The 24,102-nt window shown below is 38.4% G+C and carries 22 protein-coding genes and 3 tRNA genes; 23 read left to right on the top strand and 2 right to left on the bottom strand.

All coding sequences use genetic code 11. The annotated features are described in order from the left end of the window. Positions 1 to 442: 442 nt before the first annotated feature. The 14 genes from COCH_RS07635 (at position 443) to COCH_RS07570 (ending at position 15,190) form a co-directional block, all read left to right on the top strand. On the top strand, positions 443 to 1,306 hold the full coding sequence (locus tag COCH_RS07635) for a nucleotidyltransferase family protein (protein ID WP_015782622.1): 864 nt from the start codon (positions 443 to 445) through the stop codon (positions 1,304 to 1,306). Between the two features lie 143 nt (positions 1,307 to 1,449). Beyond that, the gene (locus COCH_RS07630) at positions 1,450 to 2,493 is read left to right on the top strand and encodes a phosphotransferase enzyme family protein (RefSeq protein ID WP_015782621.1); all 1,044 of its coding nucleotides are present in this window, start codon (positions 1,450 to 1,452) and stop codon (positions 2,491 to 2,493) included. 79 nt (positions 2,494 to 2,572) lie between these two features. Further along, positions 2,573 to 3,400 carry an alpha/beta fold hydrolase gene (locus tag COCH_RS07625; RefSeq protein WP_015782620.1) on the top strand — a complete coding sequence of 276 codons (828 nt, stop codon included), beginning with the start codon at positions 2,573 to 2,575 and terminating at the stop codon, positions 3,398 to 3,400. Positions 3,401 to 3,524: 124 nt separating this feature from the next. Beyond that, positions 3,525 to 4,682, top strand: coding sequence for a galactokinase (locus COCH_RS07620; RefSeq protein ID WP_015782619.1), 1,158 nt, complete (start codon positions 3,525 to 3,527; stop codon positions 4,680 to 4,682). Between the two features lie 12 nt (positions 4,683 to 4,694). Beyond that, positions 4,695 to 5,762 carry an aldose epimerase family protein gene (locus tag COCH_RS07615; protein WP_015782618.1) on the top strand — a complete coding sequence of 356 codons (1,068 nt, stop codon included), beginning with the start codon at positions 4,695 to 4,697 and terminating at the stop codon, positions 5,760 to 5,762. 39 nt (positions 5,763 to 5,801) lie between these two features. Further along, positions 5,802 to 7,364, top strand: coding sequence for a UDP-glucose--hexose-1-phosphate uridylyltransferase (locus tag COCH_RS07610; RefSeq protein ID WP_015782617.1), 1,563 nt, complete (start codon positions 5,802 to 5,804; stop codon positions 7,362 to 7,364). Between the two features lie 1,140 nt (positions 7,365 to 8,504). After that, positions 8,505 to 11,021, top strand: coding sequence for a DUF5686 and carboxypeptidase-like regulatory domain-containing protein (locus COCH_RS07605; RefSeq protein WP_015782616.1), 2,517 nt, complete (start codon positions 8,505 to 8,507; stop codon positions 11,019 to 11,021). Positions 11,022 to 11,124: 103 nt separating this feature from the next. Beyond that, complete coding sequence (locus COCH_RS07600; RefSeq protein WP_015782615.1) at positions 11,125 to 12,129, top strand: acyl-CoA reductase; 1,005 nt, start codon at positions 11,125 to 11,127, stop codon at positions 12,127 to 12,129. Positions 12,130 to 12,312: 183 nt separating this feature from the next. After that, positions 12,313 to 12,384: transfer RNA gene (locus tag COCH_RS07595), tRNA-Glu, on the top strand. Between the two features lie 42 nt (positions 12,385 to 12,426). Then, positions 12,427 to 12,498 (top strand) — tRNA-Glu (locus COCH_RS07590). Between the two features lie 70 nt (positions 12,499 to 12,568). Further along, positions 12,569 to 12,826: a 30S ribosomal protein S20 gene (gene rpsT / locus COCH_RS07585; RefSeq protein WP_002670974.1), complete on the top strand. Its 258-nt coding sequence runs from the start codon at positions 12,569 to 12,571 to the stop codon at positions 12,824 to 12,826. Between the two features lie 83 nt (positions 12,827 to 12,909). Next, positions 12,910 to 14,049 carry a hypothetical protein gene (locus COCH_RS07580; RefSeq protein ID WP_015782614.1) on the top strand — a complete coding sequence of 380 codons (1,140 nt, stop codon included), beginning with the start codon at positions 12,910 to 12,912 and terminating at the stop codon, positions 14,047 to 14,049. Positions 14,050 to 14,206: 157 nt separating this feature from the next. Beyond that, the gene (locus tag COCH_RS07575; RefSeq protein WP_041546781.1) at positions 14,207 to 14,554 is read left to right on the top strand and encodes a hypothetical protein; all 348 of its coding nucleotides are present in this window, start codon (positions 14,207 to 14,209) and stop codon (positions 14,552 to 14,554) included. 12 nt (positions 14,555 to 14,566) lie between these two features. Beyond that, a complete protein-coding gene (locus COCH_RS07570; protein ID WP_015782613.1) occupies positions 14,567 to 15,190 on the top strand; it encodes a rhodanese-like domain-containing protein in 624 nt (207 codons plus the stop codon). A 92-nt stretch (positions 15,191 to 15,282) separates the two neighbouring features. On the opposite strand, the gene panC is transcribed toward COCH_RS07570, so the two are convergent. After that, on the bottom strand, positions 15,283 to 16,125 hold the full coding sequence (panC, locus tag COCH_RS07565) for a pantoate--beta-alanine ligase (protein WP_015782612.1): 843 nt from the start codon (positions 16,123 to 16,125) through the stop codon (positions 15,283 to 15,285). 110 nt (positions 16,126 to 16,235) lie between these two features. On the opposite strand from panC, the gene COCH_RS07560 reads away from it, so the two are divergent. The 9 genes from COCH_RS07560 (at position 16,236) to COCH_RS07520 (ending at position 23,814) form a co-directional block, all read left to right on the top strand. Beyond that, positions 16,236 to 17,045 (top strand): glycogen/starch synthase, encoded by an 810-nt coding sequence (locus COCH_RS07560; RefSeq protein WP_009411690.1) that lies wholly within the window; start codon positions 16,236 to 16,238, stop codon positions 17,043 to 17,045. A 7-nt stretch (positions 17,046 to 17,052) separates the two neighbouring features. Then, entirely contained in the window at positions 17,053 to 18,579 is a 1,527-nt protein-coding gene (locus COCH_RS07555) for a DUF4270 domain-containing protein (RefSeq protein WP_015782611.1), read from the top strand. A gap of 2 nt (positions 18,580 to 18,581) precedes the next feature. Next, positions 18,582 to 18,905, top strand: coding sequence for a translation initiation factor (locus tag COCH_RS07550; RefSeq protein WP_015782610.1), 324 nt, complete (start codon positions 18,582 to 18,584; stop codon positions 18,903 to 18,905). Positions 18,906 to 18,941: 36 nt separating this feature from the next. Further along, on the top strand, positions 18,942 to 19,688 hold the full coding sequence (fabG, locus tag COCH_RS07545) for a 3-oxoacyl-[acyl-carrier-protein] reductase (RefSeq protein ID WP_015782609.1): 747 nt from the start codon (positions 18,942 to 18,944) through the stop codon (positions 19,686 to 19,688). 36 nt (positions 19,689 to 19,724) lie between these two features. Then, positions 19,725 to 20,531 carry an outer membrane protein assembly factor BamD gene (locus tag COCH_RS07540; RefSeq protein ID WP_015782608.1) on the top strand — a complete coding sequence of 269 codons (807 nt, stop codon included), beginning with the start codon at positions 19,725 to 19,727 and terminating at the stop codon, positions 20,529 to 20,531. Between the two features lie 7 nt (positions 20,532 to 20,538). Then, positions 20,539 to 20,853, top strand: a complete 315-nt coding sequence (locus COCH_RS07535) for a DNA-directed RNA polymerase subunit omega (protein ID WP_002670957.1) — start codon at positions 20,539 to 20,541, stop codon at positions 20,851 to 20,853. A gap of 89 nt (positions 20,854 to 20,942) precedes the next feature. Then, positions 20,943 to 22,127 carry a bifunctional phosphopantothenoylcysteine decarboxylase/phosphopantothenate--cysteine ligase CoaBC gene (gene coaBC, locus COCH_RS07530; RefSeq protein ID WP_015782607.1) on the top strand — a complete coding sequence of 395 codons (1,185 nt, stop codon included), beginning with the start codon at positions 20,943 to 20,945 and terminating at the stop codon, positions 22,125 to 22,127. Between the two features lie 38 nt (positions 22,128 to 22,165). Next, the gene (gene fabD / locus COCH_RS07525) at positions 22,166 to 23,047 is read left to right on the top strand and encodes an ACP S-malonyltransferase (RefSeq protein ID WP_015782606.1); all 882 of its coding nucleotides are present in this window, start codon (positions 22,166 to 22,168) and stop codon (positions 23,045 to 23,047) included. Continuing rightward, positions 23,044 to 23,814, top strand: a complete 771-nt coding sequence (locus COCH_RS07520) for an ABC transporter ATP-binding protein (RefSeq protein WP_009751636.1) — start codon at positions 23,044 to 23,046, stop codon at positions 23,812 to 23,814. The genes fabD and COCH_RS07520 overlap by 4 nt, the downstream gene beginning before the upstream one ends. Positions 23,815 to 24,001: 187 nt before the next feature. On the opposite strand, the gene COCH_RS07515 is transcribed toward COCH_RS07520, so the two are convergent. Further along, a tRNA-Asp gene (locus COCH_RS07515) sits at positions 24,002 to 24,075 on the bottom strand. Positions 24,076 to 24,102: the final 27 nt, after the last annotated feature.

The raw sequence follows: 24,102 nt of genomic DNA, 5'->3' as shown, positions 1-24,102 counted from the left end.
GTATACCAATCGTCCAAGATTCGTATAAGCTTCCTATAAGCTTTCTATAAGCTAAGTACACTAAACCATACCTTCAATATCTTTCTAAACCTTTCTAAAATCCTTCCAAAAACTTTCGTTCCTCCTCAAATTTTCAATCCTTTCACTCCCCCTCCCAAGACTTTCAAAGTCCCCCCGAGATTCTCCGAAAAACTCCGGTGTGTCGCTTTTGCGCTACACACTTAGCCAAAGTTTGAACTTTGGCTAAGTTAATTGGCATTACTGACATTATTGGCATTATCAAAACTCTTATAAAAGAACAAGTAACGGAAAGCATTTTTAAATTCTTCGTAAAAATTTCGTTATATTTTTTTCCAGATTACAAAATTATCCCTATCTTTGCCGATGCAAAATAAGTACATTCACTTATCAAGACTTTTATTTATTAAGAAATTAACTTTATATGACAACATTAGTAATTTTAGCGGCAGGTTTAGGAAGTCGCTTTGGTTCAGACAAGCAGTTAGAAAATATTCACAATGGCAATGCTTTGTTTGATTACGGTATTTACGACGCTCTACAAGCTGGTTTCGACAATGTAGTACTCATTATCCGTCGTGAAATCGACGATTTAGCACGCCAACACTTAGAAAATCGATTCAATAATGTGCCCATTACTTATGTATATCAAGACGATTTTAACCCAAAAGGCATCGAACGTAAAAAACCTTGGGGTACAGGGCACGCTATGCTTTGTGTAAAAGAGTTTGTAAAAAACCCATTCCTCATCATCAATGCCGATGATTATTATGGCAAAGAAGGCTTTCGTTTAATGTACAAAGCGCTCAATGCTGGTAAAGAAAAAACGTTCTTCTCAGGAGGATATCTACTAAAAAACACCCTTAGTGAAAACGGAACTGTTTCACGCGGTATCTGCGAAGTAGACGCCAATCACCACCTACTCTCTATCAACGAAGCTACCAAACTGCGTAAAATTAACGAAACTACTGCTATCGATGAGGCTACAGGCACCGAGTATCCCCTAAGCACCTACGTATCTATGAACTTCTGGGGATTTACTCACGAAGTATTGGATATAGCCGACCGTTATTTCAAAGAATTTGTAGCCGAACATAAAGATGACCCTAAATCCGAATTTTATATCCCTATGGTAGTACAACACGCCATTAAGGATTACGGATATAAATTAGAAGTATTACCCAATCACGACAACTGGTTCGGTATGACCTATCACGAAGACCTCGCAATGGTACAAAACGAAATACAAAAACTCGTAGATAAAGGCGAGTACCCCGATAGGTTCTAATCATTTGAAGACTAAAAAGATAACAGCTTTCAACTTTGCCAAAGTTTGAAACTTTGGCAAAGTTCAATAATAAAATGTTTAACCCGTAAGAGATAATAAGTTTTTATTTTACTTCTTATCTCTTACCTCTTACCTAAATAAAAATGAAAGAAATAGCCAATCAATTTAACTTAAAAGGAACCCTCCTTTCTGTGGAACCTTATGGCAACGGACACATCAACCGTACGTATTTGGTAAAAACCACCGATACAAATTATATCCTTCAAGGGATTAACAGCAATGTGTTCAAAACCCCTAATAGCATCATCAAAAACATCGAACTGCTTTGGGAAACTGAACCTAACAATCACGTGATTCTCCCGATGATGAAAGCTAAACAAGGAGGATACTCCGTAAATGCTGAGGGCATTGTATGGCGAGTATTCCCTTTTGCCGAAGGTTATACTTCTTATGAATTCATCGAAGCTCCTTGGCAAGCCGAAAAAGCTGCCACTGCCTTTGCAACTTTTATGAAAACCTTTGCCAATATCGATACCTCTCGATTGCAGGCTACCATTCCTAATTTCCATAACGGAGATTTACGCTTCCAACAACTCGAAGAGGCTTATGCTCAGGCAACTCCTGCACGCAAAGACAAAGCTGAAAAGCTATACAAATTTGCGCAAAAACACAAGGTAATTTTCGACCTTATCCAAAAAGAAGTAGACGAAAAGCGCATTCCTATACGCGTAACCCACAACGATACCAAAATCAATAACGTACTCATCAATAAATCCAATCCCGATGATTTTAGAGTAATCGACCTCGATACAGTGATGCAAGGTATCTTACTGTACGATTTCGGCGATATGGTGCGCACTTCGGTAAGCCCTACCGAAGAAAACGAAGCCGATGAAAGCAAAATCATTTTCAATACCGAGTTCTTCGAAGCACTTTGTAAAGGTTTTTCAGTAATGAACCCTGTGATGACTCCCTCAGAGAAAAAACATATCGTCGACGGAGCCAAATATATGATATTCATTATCGGTATCCGTTTTCTCGCCGATTATTTTAATAACGATGTGTATTACAAAATCTCATATCCTGAGGAGAATTACATTCGTGCCCGTAACCAGTTCGTGCTCTTTCAGCGTTTGGAAGACAAAGAAAAAGAACTCAGAGCAATTGCTAAAAAGTACTTTAAATAGGTAATACAAACTTTTAGTTTGAAACTTTGCCAAAGTTGAAACCAAGCTAATTTTTAATTTAAAATCTATTTTTTTTACTATGAGAAATGTTTTTATAACCTCCCTTTTACTTATTTTGCCACTATCTACGTTTGGACAATCTCCATTCTCAGTGAAAAAAGTAGGAGAAAAAGGAAGTCCTATTTTGTTTATTCCAGGACTTGGCTGCTCCAGCGATGTCTGGCAAGAGACTGTACCTGCTCTGATCACTAACCACACTTGCTACCTGCTTACCTTAGCGGGGTTTGGAGGAATTACCCCTGTAAAGAATCCAAGTTTGGACTATTGGACAGATGCCATTATCTCCTATATCAAAAAGGAGAACATCCAAAAACCTACGATTGTAGGGCATAGCTTAGGGGGCATCCTTGCTATGAAAATAGCCGCTAAAGCCTCTGACCTACTTGATAGAATAGTGATTGTAGATGCTCTGCCTTGCTTGCCTTTGCTTTCTGATCCTAATTTTAAGATAACACCTAACAAGGATTGTACTCCTATGATCAAGGAACTTACAGCAATGTCTAAAGAAGACTTTGAGCGTTCGCAAATGGCTTCAATGATGTACTATACAACAAAGGAAGCCAAGAAGCCTACCATCGTTCAGTGGAGTGTAGCCTCAGATAGGGAGACCCTCGCCAAACTTGTGTGTGAAATCTCTAATACAGACCTCAGAGAGGAAATAAAACAGATAAAAGTGCCTGCTTTAGTGCTCTTAGAGTCCGTATTTACTTCTTCAAAAGACAACATAAGAGATCAATATCAAAATTTATCTTTGAGAGACCTTAGATATGCCAATAAAGGGCTCCACTTTATTATGTATGATGACTTTGATTGGTATTTGACTCAGCTAAAATCCTTTATAAGATAAGAAATATATTGTCTCTACAAGAATCATATCTATTAGGAATTGTCTTTGACAGCACTCCCTTTTTCCATTATATTATTTAATTAAGTAATTTCTAAACAAAACTAATAACTAAAATTAAAACTATATGAAACACTTAGAACAAAAGTTTCAAGAAGTTTTCGGTGCTCCTGCCGAAAAACAATTCTTCGCACCAGGACGTGTGAATCTCATCGGTGAACATACCGACTACAATGGCGGTAATGTGTTCCCTTGCGCTATCGACAAAGGCACTTACGGTCTCGTAAAAAAACGCAATGACCGCAAATTCCGTATGTATTCTGAAAACTTTGCCGACCTTGGCGTAATGGAGTTCACCCTCGACGAACTTACCAACGACAAAAAACACGATTGGGCTAACTACCCAAAAGGTGTGATTAAAATGTTCCTCGAAGCAGGACAAAAAATCGACTCTGGGTTCGATATTCTCTTCTCTGGGAATATCCCTAATGGCGCAGGACTTTCTTCTTCTGCTTCTATTGAGATGCTTACCGCTATTGTGCTAAAAGACCTCTTCCATCTCTCTATCGACTCTGTGGAAATGGCGCAATTAGGCAAGAAAACTGAAAACCTATTCATTGGGGTAAACTCTGGTATTATGGACCAATTTGCGATAGCTATGGGTAAGAAAGACCACGCTATCCTCCTCGATTGCAACACACTCAAATATGCCTATGTGCCTGTGGTACTTAAAGATGAGGTAATCGTGATTGCCAATACTAACAAACGTCGTGGTCTCGCCGATTCTAAATACAACGAACGCCGTGCTGAATGTGATGAAGCCTTAGCCGAATTGCAAACTAAATTGCCTATTAAAGCCTTAGGAGAACTCTCTATTGAACAATTTGAAGCCAACAAAGACCTCATCAAGAGTCCCGTTCGCCAAAAAAGAGCTAAACACGCAGTATATGAAAACCAACGCACTCTTAAAGCACAAAAAGAGCTTTCAGCAGGTAATTTAGCTGAGTTTGGTAAGTTAATGAACCAATCGCACATTTCTTTGCGCGACGATTATGAGGTAACAGGCGTAGAACTCGATACTTTGGTTGCTCTTGCTTGGGAACAACCTGGAGTAGTAGGTTCGCGTATGACGGGAGCAGGCTTTGGCGGTTGCACTGTAAGCATCGTGAAAAAAGACAAAGTAGACGATTTTATTAAAAATGTAGGCGAGGCTTACAAAAACAAAATAGGATATGCTGCCGATTTTTATATCGCTTCTGTGAGCGACGGCGCTAAAAAACTATAAACAAGACAAAGTATGATAACCATCAACAAAAGCCTGTTCGGTACTCACAACGGACAGGCTGTCTATCAATATACCTTACAGAATGCGAACGGCTTTCGCGTGTCTGTTTTGAACTTAGGCGGTACTATTACCGAAATAGCTGTAAAAGATAAGCACAACGTACTTAAAAACGTAGTATTAGGTTATGCGCATTTAGAAGATTACATAGGTAATGGCGCTTATAATGGAGCTACCATAGGGCGCACTTCAGGGCGTATTCACAACGCTACTTTCACTATCGACGGGAAAACCTATCATCTATTTAAAAATAATGGTGAAAACTCATTGCACGGTGGTAAAGAAGGCTTTAGCAGTAAACTCTTTGAAGTAAAAGAGCTCGCTAATGGCTTGGAAATGCACTACACAAGTCCTGATGGAGAAGAAGGCTACCCTGCAAAAGTAGATTTCAAAGTGATTTACACCATCACTGAAGATAACAGTCTGCATATTGCTTACGAAGCCGTTGCCGATGCTAAAACCTACCTTAATATCACCAACCACAGTTATTTCAACCTTTCAGGTGATATGGAAATGAATGGCGATACCCAAGTACTACAAATCGCTGCTGATAATATTTGTGAATTGGCAGAAGGGCTTATTCCTACGGGTGATTACATAGCTGTAAAAGATACTACTTTCGACCTCCGCAAAGGTAAAGTTATCGCTGAGGGTATTGCTGAAGGACACCCTCAATTCGAAATCACACGTGCCTACGACCACCCCTTTGTGCTCAACCACAGCGGACTCAATGGTGCTCCTCAGTTGGTATTGCATTCTCCTCACAGTGGTATTACTATGGAAGCCTATACTACCCAACGTGTGGCTGTGATTTACACTGGTAACTTTTTAGATGATGTTCCTGTATTTGATAAGGTATGTACTGCCAAAGAAAAACCATCAAAAAACCCACGATTTGTAGGTGTAGCTATTGAGATGCAAGATTTCCCCGATGGTATCAATCAGCCGAAGTTTGGGGTAAAACCCTTAGAAAAAGGGGAAGTGTACAAGCAAGAAACCGTTTATAAGTTTCTTATTAAATAACAAATAGTCTTGTTAATTATTAATTGATAATTATTAATCGTGAAAGTTTATATTGAAGTAGAAAAGCTCATCAGTTATGCGGTACTTCATAACTTGGTGAAGGAAGACGACCGTATTCTTGTTACCAATGCTGTTTTGGAAAGTATTGGTTGCGATAGTTATACCGAGTTTACAAAAGAAGAGCAAGCTCAAATCGCTAAAGAGGTAGCCCAGATAACTTATCCTACGGAAGTACTCGACCGCTTAGTGCAGTGGGCAGCTGAGAACGGCACCCTCACTACCGATACGCTTACTTTCCGTGACCTACTGAACTCTAAGATTATGGGACAGGTATTACCTCGTACATCGGTAATTCGCAACGATTTTTGGCATACTTACCAAAGGAGCAAAGAGCAGGCAACCCAACAGTTTTACGAGCTCAACAAGCAAAGCAACTACATACGCACCGATAGAATTGCTAAGAACATTCTGTGGGAACACAATAGCCCTTATGGCAATTTAGAAATTACTATCAACCTTTCTAAGCCAGAGAAAGACCCTCGTGATATTGCTGCCCAAAAAGATGTGGTAGCCACTAACTACCCAAAATGTTTGCTCTGTAAAGAGAACGAAGGTTATATGGGGCGTGTGAATCACGCTGGTAGGCAAAACTTGCGCACGATTAAGCTGGATTTAGCCAATGAGGAATGGTTTTTCCAATACTCTCCCTATATCTATTACAACGAGCATTGTATCGTCTTTTCGAGTGAACATCGCCCAATGAAGATTGACAAGGCTTGCTTTGAGCACGTATTGGGCTTTGTAGAGCAATTTCCTCATTACTTCCTCAGTTCTAATGCCGATTTACCTATTGTAGGAGGCTCTATCCTCTCACACGACCATTTTCAAGGCGGACGACACGTTTTCCCTATGGAAAAAGCTACCATAAAAGAACGCGTGAGCTTCAAAGGTTTTGAGGATGTGGAAGCAGGTATTGTAAATTGGCCTATGAGCGTATTGCGATTGCGCGGTGAGAAAGACCGCCTCATCGCCTTAGCCGATGTAATCTTACAATCGTGGATAAACTACAGCGATGAATCATTAGGCATCTACTCACATACTGAGGGCGTGCGTCACAATACGGTAAACCCTGTGGCACGTTTTAAAAACGGCAAATATGAACTCGATTTGGCTTTGCGCAACAACCGCACCGATGCCCAGCACCCTATGGGTATCTTTCACCCTTACGAACATCTGCACAATATCAAAAAAGAGAACATTGGGATTATTGAGGTGATGGGCTTAGCGATTTTACCCGGTAGGTTAAAGACTGAAATGGCGAGTATTAAAACCTTGCTTGGTGAAGCCATTACAGCTGGTAACGCTTTCAGCGCTGTATATACCAAAATGAACGCTGACTCTGCTTTGCAAAAACACACTCAGTGGTTAGAACGTTACGTGAGCTCCTGCCCTACTCCACTTTCTATAAAGAACTTAGATAACTTTATTAATAGGAGTATAGGCGATACTTTTTGTGAGGTATTGGAGAATTGTGGCGTGTTTAAACATACTCCAAAAGGAGAAGAAGGGTTTAGGAGATTTGTTGCTCAGGCTCAAGTTTAGGTAAAATGTAAAAGATAAAAGGTAAAAAAATAAAGTATATTCAAGGGACGTTTTATAAAACGTCCCTTTTTTAATAAGAAAGGCAATAATACAAGAAACGCCAATAATGCCAAAAATACCAATAATGTCAGAAATAATCAACTTTGGCAAAGGTGCGAGCCGCACAGGCAGTGTGAGCCACACGGGCAGATTAATTAGGAAATGAGAAAATGAGAAAATTAGCAAATGAGAGAATAAGATAAATACCAATAAAACCAAATAATACCAAATAATACCAATAATGCCAGAAATAATCAACTTTGGCAAAGTTTAAAACTTTGCCAAAGTTTTAGATGAAAAAGCGATGTGTTGGGACTGGTTAGGGTTTTCGGAAGGAAACGGAAAAGAACGGAAGAGAGCTGAGAGAAGTTTTGGTGAAAAAAGGGTGTTAGGAGGGTGGGGTTAGCTTATAGAGAGCTTATAGGAAGCTTATACGAATCTTGGACGATTGGTATAGAAAGGGTATATAAGTAGTTGATTCATACTGTAATACAACAGCGCTAAAAATGTTAAAAACGGAGTTTCGAGGCGAAAGAAAAAGAATCCTCTCCCCAATCACATACTCTCCTATTCGGAGACTTCTCCCAAGGAGAGGGGGTGTAGTGACAAGGGGCGAGTGACGGAAAAGGGAAGTAATGACGAGGGACGAATGACGAATAAAGAGGGACGGGGGTGACGAATGACAAAGGAACAATAGACGAAAAATGAGGGTTTTATTTTCGTGAAAGGCAGGTCTACAAAAAATAAGAAGGGTTATAATAATATAAAGTGAGTTCGACGTAAGAAATATATAGTTAAACCTTTATTAATCAAATGAATAAACAGCTTCGCTGTTTTAAAGTCGCGCACTGATTACACGGAATACACGGATAGTCTTTCATTTGACAATTGACAATTGATAATTGACAAATGTGATGGGCACGAATTAGCAACTGCGTTGCTGGATTTACACGGATTATGATGCGAATATAATTATAATTCAGTATTTTGTTATATGGAACTGACGTTAATATACAGTAGATTTGGTTTTAGAAAAGTAACAATCTGTATATTATTTTTATTATTTTTTATATCTTTGCATTTTAAAAGTGATTTTATACGATGAAAAAACGCTTCTTACTGCTCCTTTTATTCGGTTTAATGCTCTGTCTTACAAAAGTATGGGGGCAGACACACGTGTCGGGTAAAGTGATTGATGAAAACGGTAACCCCGTGGCTTATGCCAATGTGATTTTTGCAAAAACTACCATTGGAGCTTATACCGACGACCAAGGGCGGTTTTCTCTGTATTCGGAGAAAAGACAGAAGGATTTGGAAGTTTCACTTATAGGATACAACACTAGGAAAATACATTTAGACAAAGACAATACCAAAGATTTGGTAGTGGTATTGGTGGAAGGGGAATTGCTCGAAGAGGTAACAGTTGTAGCGAAACCTACTAAGGCACTTTCTAAAAAAGAGAACCCTGCCTATACCGTATTGCAAGGTATTTGGAAGAATAAAAAGAAGCGTGGACTACAAAACGCTACGGCGTATCAGTTTAAAAAACACAGTACAACGGAATTGGGGGTGAACAACCTCGATACCATCTTCTTAAAAAAGGCTTTAGGAAAGGAATATGACACCATCAGACGTATTCTTTCTGAGAAGAAATACAAAGAGACCTTCTCTCTGCCAATGTATCTCACTGAAAAGATAGAAACGGTTTACGGCGACAATCAGTTGGGGAAAAAGCGAGTAGATATAGAAGCTGAACGTGCTCAAGGGATTGTACAACAAGGATTTGGGTTGGAACGTGTAAGTCAGTCGTTTGACGATTTTGATATTTACGACAATACTTATATGATACTGAACAAGCCCTTTGTGAGTCCGCTAGCGGAGTTTGGTTATGGCGTATATCTGTACGTGCTGAGCGATACAATTCAGAGAGACGACCGCTCGTTCTATCGCATCAACTTTTTTCCTCGTGATGACCAAGATTTAGCATTAGAGGGAAAGTTTGAAGTAGACACTAAGACTTATATAGTGAGTTCGATACAGATGCATACTACGGCTAAAACGAATATCAACTTAGTACGTGGACTTTCTTTTGAAAAATACTTTACCATTGCTAACGACAGTATTTACCTTCCTGAACACGAGATACAAGAAGGGGACTTTACGCTCCTGACGAAGAAAGACGAAGAAAAGGGATTGTATGTAAAGAACTACATCACTTTTTCGGATATTGTTCTCAACAAGCCTAAACCTGCTAATTTTTATGACGAGCAGGTGGTAAAGGTAGCGAAAAATCAGTTTTACAAAGACGATAGTTATTGGGACGCAAATACCTTAGGAGGGGCAGATCTCACTAAAACGAAAGTTCTGATTCGGGAAGTGGGGAGCAATAAACGCATCAAGATGATAGGTGATGTAACCGATATTGTGACGTCGGGCTATATTCCTATTGGCAATTATATGCAGTTTGGCAGGTTTTGGCAAACTTTCTCGAGCAACAACGTAGAGGGTTTACGGCTAAGAGCCGGCTTTCGTTCGTTCTTCTCTACCGATGACCGCTTCCGCACCTATGTATACGGAGCTTATGGGGTGAGAGACAAAGAGTTTAAATACGGTATCAGTGGTAAATACCTTATCTCTCACAGTCCGCGTATTACCTTTGGAGCGGGCTATCAGAACGACAATTTGCAATTGGGTACCTTTGTGATGCACGACGATACCAAATTAGATTTTGAAAATACTACCAACTTTATCATTGCACGTGGTGAGAACTATTATCTTACTCGCAACAGAAAAGTACAAGGTGTTATTAACTATGATATTGTGCCTAACTTGCAGTTTTCGGTATTTGGTACTTACCAAAAACTCACTTCGGCAAGCGAAGAGAACTTCCTCATTGCCTACCGAAACCCCAAGACAGGCGAGGAAATTCACGAATACGACAACTTTTATACAGGGGCACAATTAACCTTTACCCCCAACAGAAAGGTATTTGGCTATGGGGTGGAACAGCGTTATGGCAAAAAGCTCTTCCCGATGTATACCCTTAAATACTCCAAAGGCGTAGACGGTGTATTAAACAGTAAGTTTGATTACGACAAAGTACAAACGATACTCTATAAACCAATTCCACTTTTCGGGTACGGTATTTTCCACGCTACGGTGGAAGCAGGGAAGGTATTCGGTACAGCACCTCTGATAGCACTAACCCCTACTCCTGCAAACCAATCGTATTCATCAGCTCCTAACACTTTTGCGCTTTTAGATTACTACGATTTCATTACCGACACCTATATCAATGGATATTTTGAGCATCATTTTGATGGTTTCTTGTTCAACCGCATTCCTTTTTTGCAAAAAACGCGCTTTAAGAGTTTAATATTTGGACGATTTGCTTACGGAACACTCTCTGACAAGAACAAACAAGCTAATATTACCAATATTATATTCAATTCACCTGAAAAACTGTATTGGGAATACGGATTTGGGATTGAGAACATAGGGTTAGGAAACTTTCGCTTTATACGAGTAGATTTCGTATGGCGTAACGATTTCAATGATGTGAATGGGGTGCGAAATCCTAAGTTTGGAGTACGGATTGGGATAGTACCATCGTTTTAGGTAAAAGGTAAAAGATAAAAAGTAAAAGGAAAAGCGAGCGAGGGCTCACAGCTGGGTATGTGAGCAAAAGGCAAAAAGTAAAAAGTAAAATAGATACTTTCTAATGAAGCAACAAAATATAAACAACTTAGTTCGGTTAGGGGAACTGCTTTCTAAAACCGAACAATTCAACGATATATTTGATAAAGCAGAACAGCAGAACAGTTGGTTTACACGTGCTAATGTAATATTTGCCTTTAAATCGTGGAGTGAAGCCCTCAGCAAAAACAATGTACAACAATGGCTGTCGCAATATCAATTACCACAAACTACTTCGCCTAAAAAAATATTGATTATAATGGCTGGTAATCTGCCTTTGGTAGGCTTCCACGATTTGTTGTGCGTATTGGTAGCAGGGCATAAGGCAATAGTGAAGCTCTCCAGTGACGATGGCATACTACTTCCCTACCTTATAAAACAGATAAGGGCTTTTGCTACTGAATGGGCAGAAGCGGTAGCTTTTACAGATGATAAAGTAACTGAATACGATGCCGTAATAGCTACGGGTAGCGATAATACCGCACGCTATTTTGAGTATTACTTTGGCAAGAAACCCCATATTATAAGGAAAAACCGCCATTCAGTAGCCGTACTTACAGGTGAAGAAACACCTGAGGAATTGCAGGATTTAGGTAAAGACATCTTTCTGTATTACGGCTTGGGTTGCCGAAGTGTTTCTAAACTATTCGTACCCCAGGGTTATGATTTCAACCTATTATTTCAGGCTATCTACCCCTATAAAGACATTATTGAAGAACAAAAATACGCCAATAACTACGACTACAACAAAGCCGTTTACCTAATGAGCTTGTATAAACTACTCGAGAACGGTTTCTTACTGCTGAAAGAAGACGAACATTACGGTTCACCTATTGCTACTCTTTTCTATGAATATTACACCAATAAAGAAGCCCTAAAAAAGAAATTAGCAACCGACAGAGAAAAGATACAATGTGTAGTAGGTCATAATTTTATAGATGGTGAAATACCCTTCGGGCAAACGCAGACTCCTAAACTATGGGATTACGCCGATGGTGTAAACACACTTACGTTTTTACTAAATTTGTAACAGCTAAATAAAAAGAATTGTTCACATAGAAAAAACACAGATTAACAACCTACTAACTATAAGACACTTAAGAAATAATTTTAGTGTTTTAGTAAAAAAAATGTTCAAAAATATTGCAGGTATAAAAAAAAGTAGTACTTTTGCCACCGCATTAGAGGAGAAGTAGTACTTTAATAGCAGAAAGGTCCGTTCGTCTAGGGGTTAGGACGCAAGGTTTTCATCCTTGTAACAGGGGTTCGATTCCCCTACGGACTACAAGCATATATTAAGTTTTTTGGATTAAACAATAATTTTCAAGGTCCGTTCGTCTAGGGGTTAGGACGCAAGGTTTTCATCCTTGTAACAGGGGTTCGATTCCCCTACGGACTACTAAATGCAACTATTAGAAGTATCTTCAAAAGAAAAGGTACGGCGATAAAAATAAAACTAATAAAGGAAAATGGCAAACCATAAATCAGCATTAAAGAGAATCAGAAGAAACGAAGCAGCTCGTTTACGCAATCGTTATCAACACAAGACGGCTCGTAACGCCGTGAGAAAACTACGCGCTTTGGAAAATGTAGAAGAAGCCAAAGCTCTTTTCCCTAAAGTAGTTTCGATGATTGATAAACTTGCTAAGAGAAATATTATTCACGCTAATAAAGCGGCGAATTTAAAGAGCAGTTTAGCTAAACATATTAACAAGTTAGCTAAATAGTCATTTAGGTTTTAGATTTATCACTAATAGCCAGATTTATGTAAGTAAGTCTGGCTTTGGTGTTTTCAGTAATACAAGAGGTTATGAAGTACAGATTTTATATATTATTCAGTTTATTAACGTGTTTCATTTCGTGTAATGACGACAAAGAGACTAACAAAACAAGGCAAGTGCACAAAGTTAAATCAATTGACTTTGAGGAGTTCAAATTGATAGACCTTACTCCTAAAGCTCAAGAGGATATGAAGCATTGGAAGAGTTTTCAATCGCTGATGCAGGTGATTGTTTCGATGGCTCCTGCCAAGATTAAAAACACAGATGATTTAATGCTCTCAAACCCCGATAGCCTCTTGGTGTATAGTAGACTGTACCCTATCAACTCTAAAACTGAAAACATCAATAGCTTAGTAGAACGTGATTGGCGAGCTCCCGCAGAGGCTTCGAAAGATACTGTTTTTAGGTTTGAAAAGAAAAAGAACAATGAGGTAGCCTCTTTACAATGGAGTAGATTTTTGGTAGCAAACATTCCTTATACTTTTTCTGTAGTTTTAAAAAAAGTAAACTATCCAAAAGTAAACCTAAATTTCTCAGAGTCCAACAACGATGAACTATCGGCAACCTTTGCATTAGATACGCTTAACTCCTCGACAAGCAACGTAAAAAAGACCGCCCTAGAAGACGATTGGAACAGATATCAGATTACTTTTTCACCTAAAAAATCAGCTCCTTACACTATAAAACTTTCCTTAGATGAGAATGCTAAAGAGAATGACAATGTAATTCTGTATCGTTCTGTTTTAGAACTTCCTGCTAAATACTTTCACAAAGTAGGACAGTATTCGGACAAGATTGTGGGAGAACATTCGGAAGTAGAGAGCTCTTATTATTCAGTATTCTTTTGGTTGGTACAGATAGAAGATGCCTTACGAGAATTACTCAACGATGACGCTACCTTCCCTCAAAAGATAAATGTTCCTACTGTGAAAGCACGTCTTAGACTTTTCCAAACACAGATAAAAGTCTTAGCTGACAATGTAAAGAACAATCCGGATTTTAAAGAAGAAGAGCTTAAAAGCAATATTTCGCTATTAGGACAAACGTTTAACAGTGTGATTGCGCGTATCAATAACATCTATGGAAACGACTTAGAAGAACGAATGAAGTTTATTGGTACACAAGACACCGATAGTATACTAAAGAAAGACGTGAAGAAATTTGAGTAATAGTTAAATATTAAAAATAGGAAAAATACTGTAATCCGAGATTTAGCGTTGCTGATCTTAGTAACAAAAATACTTATAAAATCTTGTAAAGATTATGTGAATTACGTATTTTTGTAAGTCGTGATAATTAGTATTCTAATAACTTAAATAATAGTTTATGATTGTTTTATTATTTTTAAATGCTTTTGCATCATTAATAAGCATAATCTCTTCTATATTAGTTCTTTTCTATCCTCAATGGATGAGTAAATCGCAAGAGGTTAGTATAGGGGAAAGATTTTTCACTCAGATGTATGTTGCGCGAGCTGTCCCTTTTGGTTTGATTGTTGCTATAGTACCATTCATAACTAATATTGATAATACAGTAGTTAAAATAATTTTATCAACTGCAATGACAATACAAATAATAGATGCTATCATAGGTTTTAAGAGAAAAGAATTACCAATGATTATAGGACCTTCAATTGCTGCAACAATACACGGATTAACTGCTTGGTACATTTAAACAATATAAAAAATGAAATTTATAATCACTATGAGTACACTGATATTATGTAGTGTAACTGCGCAAGCACAGACTTTAGCTGAGCGTATCAACGCTAGCAACGTAACCCTTGTGGATGTACGTACTCCAAAAGAATATGCCGCGGGGACTGCTGAAGGAGCCATTAATATTCCTTTGGAAGAGATGGGTGCCCGATGGCAAGAACTAAAAGGAAAAGAGAATATCGTTCTCTTTTGCCGTCGCGGTATACGCGCTGGCAAAGCACAGGACATTCTTAAAATGCACAACATTACAGCTGTGAATGGCAAAACAGTAGAACACGTAAAGTCGTTACAGAAAGTAAACTTAGCCGATAAGCTCACTTTTAAGACTGATAAACCTACTACTTATTTTGTAAAAGATGGTAAAAATGTGAGACAAGTAGCCATAGCTTTAGGTGAAGGAGGAGTGCTGAAAAAACACACTACCAGTATCCCTGCAACCCTTATTATGGTGAAAGGAACTGTACGTTTTCTTATCAATGGAGAAGAAATTGTGCTTAAAGACCTCGATACCTATCAAATACCCGTAGATGTAGAACACGAAGTGATAGGAGTAGAGAAAGAAAATGTATTTATAGTTACTAAGGGGGATTAATCAATTAGATATTTACAAGATATATAACTTTGCCAAAGCTCGTAGTACGAGAGACTATTAGAGTTTTGGCAAAGTTTTTTATTACTTTTTACCTAAAAAGCAAGGTTATCAATCAATCTTACTCCCTCGGCGTGTACGACTATAAAAGCACGGTAGTCTTTACCTGCTTCTTTTTTGGTAATAGGTTGCAATGTATGCGCATCGGTAATGGTAAAATATTCTAAGGTGAAGTCGGGCTGTTGAGCAAAGACTTCTTTTACCCAGATTTCTACTTCAGCAGGGCTATGAGTAGCAAAACGTTCTTTGGCAGCGAGTAGAGTGTTGTAAATAATGGTAGCGCGCTGTTTTATCGACTCGCTGAGGAGAGCATTGCGGGAGCTGAGAGCCAAACCATCGGCATTGCGCACGATTGGGCAAGGAACAATGGTTACTGACAAGCCCGTTTGTCGTACCATTTGCTGAATAATAAGCAGTTGTTGGTAATCTTTTTCACCAAAATAAGCTCTATCGGGCATTACAATCTCAAAAAGTTTTTTAACAATCGTGCCTACACCATCGAAATGACCAGGACGAGAAGTACCTTCCATCACTTTGTCTAATCCTGCAAAGTCAAAAGGTTCAGCGACTACTTCTTCGCCATAAATATCGGCTACGGTAGGGGCATAAATGAGTATCTCTTTACTGAACTGAGCAATCTTTTGGGCATCGGCTTCTAAGGTGCGCGGGTATTTCTGCAAATCGGTAGGATTGTTGAACTGCGTAGGGTTCACAAAAATGCTCACTACCGCTATATCATTCTCTTGTTTAGCTTTTTTTATGAGTGATAAATGTCCGTCGTGTAAAGCGCCCATAGTAGGTACTAAACCAATCGTTTTTCCTTGATTTTTAAGGGTTTCCAACAGGTTATGGAGTTCCTTTTGGTGTGTGTAAATCATCGGTATCAAATCTTTTTTGGGTGCAAACTTATATAAAATTATGGATATGTGCATATTTTTTTGTACTTTTGTGCCTTCTAAGAGCTAATTAAAATAACTAATTACTTTTTATGAAAGATAAAAAAGTACTCTACGTATCGTCGGAAGTGTTGCCTTATTCGCCTTATAGCGAGTTGGCAAAGATGTCATTTGAAGCCCCGAGAATGGTGAATAACAATGGAGGGCAGATACGTATTTTTATGCCCAAGTTTGGTAATATCAATGAACGACGCCATCAGTTGCACGAGGTGATACGCCTTTCGGGGATGAATATTATTATCAATGATATTGATGTACCTCTGATTATTAAAGTAGCTTCCATTCCTAAGGAGCGCATACAGGTTTATTTTATTGACAACGATGAATATTTCAGGCGCACTGGCACACTCTTTGATGGGGAAAATAATATGTACCCAGACAACGATGAGCGTTGTATTTTCTTTGCTAAAGGTATTGTAGAAACTGTTAAAAAGCTCAATTGGTTACCCGATATTATTCATATACACGGTTGGGCATCGGCTTTGTTGCCTCTTTACTTGCGCACCTATTACAAAGATGAACCTATCTTTTCAGAAAGTAAGATTGTTACCTCAGTATTCGATAGCGATTATGAAGGAGCTTTGGACAGTACGCTTATCAATAAAGTGGCTTTTGATGGTATTAGCAAAAAGACGGTAGACCCGCTAAAAAATCCTACTTATTACAATTTGATGCGTGTCGCTATCAAGTATTCAGATGGAGTTGTAGTGGTGAGTGAAGATATGCCTGAGGATTTCCAAACCTACCTAAAAAATCTAAGAAAGCCTGTACTTTACAACAGTGATAAGGAAACTTTCCAAGATTCTTACCGCGAATTTTACACTAAAATATTAAAGAAATAACAAACGAATGAATAACATACAGAAGATTTTATTTTTTGCTACTATAGTAACACTTTTCAGTGCTTGCTCAAGTAATGATTTCAACGAGATAGATGGTGGACTGCTAAAAAATCCTAACTTTGACACTAATGTATTTACAGCTACTATTCAGGTAAGCAAAATAAAAGAAAGTGCAGTACAAACCAACGGTTTAGGAGGATATTTATTAGGACAGTACAGCCAAGCTCCCTTTGGTACCAAATCGGCTACCATAGTGGCTCAAGTAACATTGCCAGCTGTTAATCCTACTTTTGGGACTAAAACACAAGCCTCTGAAAACAGTGAGAACAAATCGGAAAACGAAACCGTTACAGAAGCGTATCTATACATTCCTTTCTTTAATCCGAATAGTTCTAATAGCAACGCTTCTTACTCTCAAAATGTAGAATATACGTTAGATTCTATCTATGGGAATAGAGATGCGAGCTTTCAAGTAAATGTGAGAGAACTGAACTATTTTTTAAGTGATATTGATACGGATCTCAATGCTAAAATATATTATTCAAACGACACTAATATTACAAGTAATTTAGGTGCTTCTATTGTGTCTAACACTACTAGTACTTACACTATCAGTAATAAAGCTATTACTCGCTATCAGTTTGACAACCCACAAACAAGTGAAGATGAGAGTAAAAAAGTACAAGATGTATTACCACCAGGGTTGCGTATTCCACTAAGCACAAATTTCTTCCAAACAAAAATTATCAACAAGGAAGGCAGTAGCGAACTTGCTAACGCTAATGAATTTAAAAAATATTTTAAGGGGATAAGCGTCAGTACTTCTAACTTTTCAAAGGATTTAATGATGCTCCTAAATATGGCAAATGCAAAAATAGAGATTGTATATAGCTATGAAACTTCAGGAACGAATTCTACAACTACAGAAACACGTAAAAATCGATATGAACTTTCATTGAATGGCATTACAGTAAACTTATTTAACAATTCAGGAGAGAGTTTGACTGATAGCAGTAAAATATACCTCAGCGGAGCCTTAGGACAAACGGCTTCGATTACTATCTCAAATACAGATATTGCCAATATTAAGTCGCAAAAACTAATGGTAACCGATGCTAGTTTATTGTTATATGTGGATAATTCAGTAAGCTATACAAAAGAGCCTGAACGCCTCTTTATCTATAACACCCAAACAGGAGCTGTACTTGTAGATTATCAGTACGACCCAACATCAAATGCTGATTCGTCTACTTATTCATATCTCTATCACCTAGGAAAATTGCAAAAAGAAAACGGGAAAGGAGCTTTTTACCAATTGAGGATTACCAATCATATTTTAAATCTGGTTAATGAAATAGGGACAAATGTACCTTTAGGGATAGTAGTAGCTTCTAATGTGAAAAACACTAACTTAGGAGCATATTTGAGAAACACTAATACAAAAGGAAAAATACCATCTTCAGCAGTGGTTACTCCTTTGGGTACTGTTATAAAAGATGTAAAATTGCGTATCAGCTACACTCAACCTAAATAGTGATGGATTTAAGAGATCAGTTAAAATCACTTTTCCCTGACCATATAGAAGAGGAGATACCTGAAGAAGTTTCGTCTAATATTTGGTTGCAGGATGAGCCTTTACTATGCAAATACGAAAAACGCAAAGGGAAACCCGTAACCGTAATTGAGGGCTATAATGGCGCAGAAGCCGATTTTAAGATCTTGGCTAAAGAACTCAAAACGTACCTTGGCGTAGGGGGAACTGTGAAAAACGATACTATCCTCATACAAGGTGATTACCGTGACACTATTATGCAACTTCTCAAAAAAAAAGGTTTTAAGGTGAAGCGCATAGGCGGTTGAAAACAATTGACAATTCATAATTAACAAATTAGTAATATGAAATTATTAGAAGGAAAAACAGCTATTATCACTGGTGCTAGTAGAGGCATTGGGCGTGGTATAGCCAAAGTATTTGCATCCCACGGGGCAAATATTGCTTTTTCGTACAGTTCGTCAGTGGATGCTGCAATGGCATTAGAGAAAGAATTAGCTACAAAAGGTGTGAAAGTAAAAGGCTACCAAAGCGATGCTTCTAACTTCGCACAGTCGCAAGAATTTGTAGATGCAGTGGTAGCGGAATTTGGCACAGTTGATATTCTAGTAAACAACGCAGGTATCACTAAAGACAACCTACTGATGCGCATCAGTGAAGAAGATTTTGATAAGGTAATAGAAGTAAATCTCAAATCGGTGTTTAATATGACCAAAGCGGTACAGCGCATTATGCTTAAACAACGTAAAGGTTCTATTATCAATATGAGTAGTGTGGTGGGCGTGAAAGGCAATGCTGGACAGTCAAACTATGCAGCTTCTAAAGCGGGAATTATCGGCTTTACCAAATCGATTGCCTTAGAGTTAGGCTCTCGAAATATCCGTTGCAATGCTATCGCTCCAGGCTTTATAGAAACCGAAATGACAGCTGTACTTGACGAAAAAGTAGTACAAGGCTGGCGTGATGTTATCCCCCTAAAACGTGGCGGACAACCCGAAGACGTAGCGAATGCTTGTGTGTTTTTAGCCTCTGATATGTCGGCTTACATCACAGGGCAAGTGCTCAATGTTGATGGAGGAATGCTCACATAATTTTGTTATATCAAAAAAACTTTTTACTTTTGCCGAATGTTAATAAAAAAATATATCATCATCGGTCTGCTGACTGTGCTCTTTACTTCGTGTGGAGAGTATCAAAAAGCCTTGAAATCAAAAGAAGGAAGCGTAAAATACACTGAGGCTGAAAAGCTATATAAGGCTAAAAAATATAAAAAAGCGACACGCCTTTTTGAACAAATAGCTTCAGAATATGCGGGTAAGCCACAAGGAGAACGTATTTATTATATGTTTGGAGATTCTTACTATCAGCTAAAACAATACAGTTTGGCGTCTTATCAGTTTGAACGACTTCAGAAATTATATCCTCGTAGCGAAAAAGCTACAGAGTCGGCTTTCTTAGAAGCGAAATCGCTTTACTTGGAAACTCCTAAATATAGTGTAGACCAAACTTATACCTATCAGGCTCTTGAGAAATTACAATACTTTTTGGATAGATATTCTGATAGTGAATATGCTAAAGAAGCTAACGAGCTAGCCTTAGACTTGGTAACTCGCTTAGAGAAAAAAGAGTTTGAAATAGCTAAACAATACGACCAAATACGTGACTATCAAGCAGCGATGAAATCGTTAGACAATTTTCTGACTAACAACCCAGGTAGTGCTTTTAGAGAAGATGCGTTATACACGCGCTTACATTCAGCTTACGAGTGGGCTATCAATAGTATAGAGACTAAAAAAGAGGAACGCCTCAATACCGCTAAAGAAGCTTACGACAACTTATTGCGTGCCTATCCTGAAACTAAATACAAGAAAGAAGCAGAGAATATGCTTGCTAAAATAAACACATCATTAAAAAGTTTTATATCACAAAAATAACTACATTATGGATTTTAAGAAAATAGATGCTCCTACCACTACTGTTACTTATAACAAATCGGCTATAGAAGCACCTACGGGTAATATTTATGAAGCTATTTCTATTATTGCTAAGAGAGCTAACCAAATAAATGCCGAAATTAAAAAGGAATTGGTAGAAAAATTAGAGGCTTTCGCTACTAATAATGATAGCTTGGAGGAAATCTTTGAGAATAAAGAACAAATAGAGGTATCTCGCTTTTATGAGCGTTTGCCTAAACCACAAGCTATTGCTGTAAAAGAATGGCTTGAAGGTAAGATTTATTACCGTGAAGCCGAATAGAATTGGGTATTTATAGATTATTTGTTAGGCTTTAAGCAGTAAGCATCCGCTTGCCGTTTAGAGCCTTTTTGTAATTATATTTCTAAATTATGAATATAGTACTTGGTATCACTGCGGGTATAGCGGCTTATAAAACACCTCAATTAGTGCGCTTGCTCACCAAAAATGGGCACAATGTAAAAGTAATTCTCACTGAGAATGCAAAAGAGTTTGTAACACCTCTTACCCTTAGTACAGTATCTAAAAACCCTGTACTCACAAGTTTTTCCTCTCCCGAGGGCAATTGGCATAGCCACGTGGAGTTAGCACTCTGGGCTGATGCAATGCTCATCGCTCCTGCTACTGCCAATACGGTTGCTAAAATGGCACACGGCGTATGCGATAATCTGCTGTTGGCGACTTATTTTTCAGCGAAAACTCCCGTGTTTGTCGCTCCTGCAATGGATTTAGATATGTACGCTCACCCTACGGTTGCCGAGAATTTAGCAAAATTAGCATCCTATGGTAATCATATCATTCCTGCTACTTATGGTGAACTTGCTAGCGGACTTGTAGGGCAAGGGCGTATGGCTGATCCCGAAGATATAGTGCTGTTTATAGAGAATACACTCTCCGAAAATCTTCCTCTTAAGGGTAAAAAAATACTTATCACAGCAGGGCCTACTTATGAGGCTATCGACCCCGTGCGATTTATAGGGAACTTCTCTTCTGGCAAAATGGGGATTGCTCTTGCTAATGAAGCTATACGACAAGGAGCTGAGGTACATTTGGTATTAGGCCCCTCTTCCGAAAAGAATATTCACTCACAAATTCACTTGCATAGGGTGGTAAGCGCTCAGCAAATGTACGAAGCTGCTGTAAGCGAATTCTCTACTTGTGATATCGCTATCCTCTCGGCAGCTGTAGTCGACTATACTCCCGAAATTGTAGCCCCCGAGAAAATAAAAAAGAAAGGCGGTAATCTCAGCCTCACCTTAGTGCCTACGGTCGATATATTAGCGTCTCTAGGTAAAATCAAAACTACCCAAACGCTTATTGGTTTTGCCCTAGAAACTGAAAATGAGGTAGCTAATGCCCAAACCAAATTGGAGAAAAAGAACTTAAATGGCATTGTTCTCAACTCGTTGCGCGATGCAGGAGCGGGTTTTGGTACTGATACCAATAAAGTTACTTTTATTACTAAAGAAAAACAAATCAGTTTTCCTTTAAAAAGCAAAGAAGAAGTCGCTAAAGATATTTTGGCGCAAATATTTGGTATTCTTATAGAAAAGTAATATCTTTGTACTTTCAATCTTATAAAAAATATAAATAAATGAAAGCATACATCTTCCCTGGTCAAGGAGCCCAATTTGTAGGTATGGGGCTTGACTTATATGAAAAATCTACCGAAGCCAAAGCGCTTTTTGAAGCTGCTAACGGCATTCTCGGATTCTCTATTACTGATATAATGTTTAGTGGTACCGATGAAGACCTCAAACAAACCAAAGTTACCCAGCCTGCTATTTTCTTGCACTCAGTAATCCTTAGCAAGGTGCTTGGTAAAAATTTCGCTCCTCAAATGGTAGCAGGCCATTCATTAGGTGAATTTTCTGCCCTAGTAGCCAATCGAGCCCTCTCATTTGAAGATGGTTTGCAATTAGTAGCCAAGCGTGCTGCTGCTATGCAAAAGGCTTGTGAATTACAACCTGGCACAATGGCTGCCGTATTAGGCTTAGACGATAGTAAGGTTGAAGAACTTTGTGCAACAGTTGATGGAATTGTAACCCCTGCCAACTATAATTGCCCAGGTCAGTTGGTGATTTCAGGCGAACTTAAAGCGGTAGAAGCTGCTTGCGAAAAAATGAAAGAAGCAGGTGCTAAGCGCGCTCTTGTTCTTCCCATAGGTGGCGCATTCCACTCAGTATTGATGAAACCTGCCGAAGAAGAACTAGCAACAGCGATTGAGCAAACAGCTTTCCACAAACCGTTATGCCCTGTATACCAAAATGTAACAACTACAGCCGTAAGTGATGAAAACGCTATCAAAACCAACCTTATCAAGCAACTTACCGCCCCTGTGAAATGGACTCAAAGTGTAGAACAAATGATAGCCGATGGCGCTACCGAATTTATTGAAGTAGGACCTGGCAAAGTGCTACAAGGCTTGGTAAAGAAAATAAACAAAGAGGCAGTGGTAGCTTCGGCAGAAATATGATACAAGTAGAAAATTTACATAAATCTTTTAACGGAACTGAAGTGCTCAAAGGTATTTCTACTACTTTTGAAAAAGGTAAAACGAATCTGATTATCGGGCAAAGTGGTTCAGGAAAAACAGTGTTTCTCAAATCACTTTTAGGTCTTTTTACCCCTGATTCAGGTGACATTATCTACGATGGGGTGAAGTACGCTGATATGAAACGCAAAGAACGTGTAGCCTTGCGTCAAAAAATGGGAATGGTATTCCAAGGTAGCGCTTTATTCGACTCTATGACGGTGCTCGAGAATGTGATGTTTCCTTTGAAGATGTTTTCTCAAAAAACACCTGAAGAAATACGCGAGCGTGCTGATATCGTATTGAGTCGCGTAAACCTAGTAAATGCCGAAGATAAATTACCATCAGAAATTTCTGGAGGTATGCAGAAACGGGTAGCTATTGCTCGTGCGATTGTAAACCAACCTAACTACTTGTTTTGCGATGAACCTAACTCAGGGCTAGATCCTAAGACCTCTATCGTAATAGACAACCTTATTCAGGAAATTACGGAAGAGTTTAACATCACTACGGTGATAAATACCCACGATATGAACTCGGTAATGGAAATAGGGGCTAAAATTGTATTCCTTAAAAATGGTTATAAAGAATGGGAAGGCTCTAAAGATACTATTTTCCGCACCGATAACGAAGCTGTTACTGACTTTGTATATTCATCAGAGCTGTTTAAAAAAGTAAGAAAAGCTTATTTAGAAGAACACGAGGATTAGATTAATAATTAAATTCTAAAAAACTGTCTATAAAATTTATAGGCAGTTTTTTTATTTTAAGAGAATTTATATTCAAAATCTCACTTAAAAAGAAAAGCTCTCCTTGGAGAAAGGAAAGCTTTCATTGGTTTACTATAAACCCGTGTAAAAATATTTACACAAAACAACACAACTAAATCTTATGAAGCGGTCTGGACGGGACTCGAACCCGCGACCCCATGCGTGACAGGCATGTATTCTAACCAGCTGAACTACCAGACCTTCAGTAAATTTGTGCAATTCATTTCT

The sequence above is a fragment of the Capnocytophaga ochracea DSM 7271 genome, assembly GCF_000023285.1.
Lineage (GTDB): Bacteria > Bacteroidota > Bacteroidia > Flavobacteriales > Flavobacteriaceae > Capnocytophaga > Capnocytophaga ochracea.
This window is presented reverse-complemented; position numbering and strand designations above follow the sequence as displayed.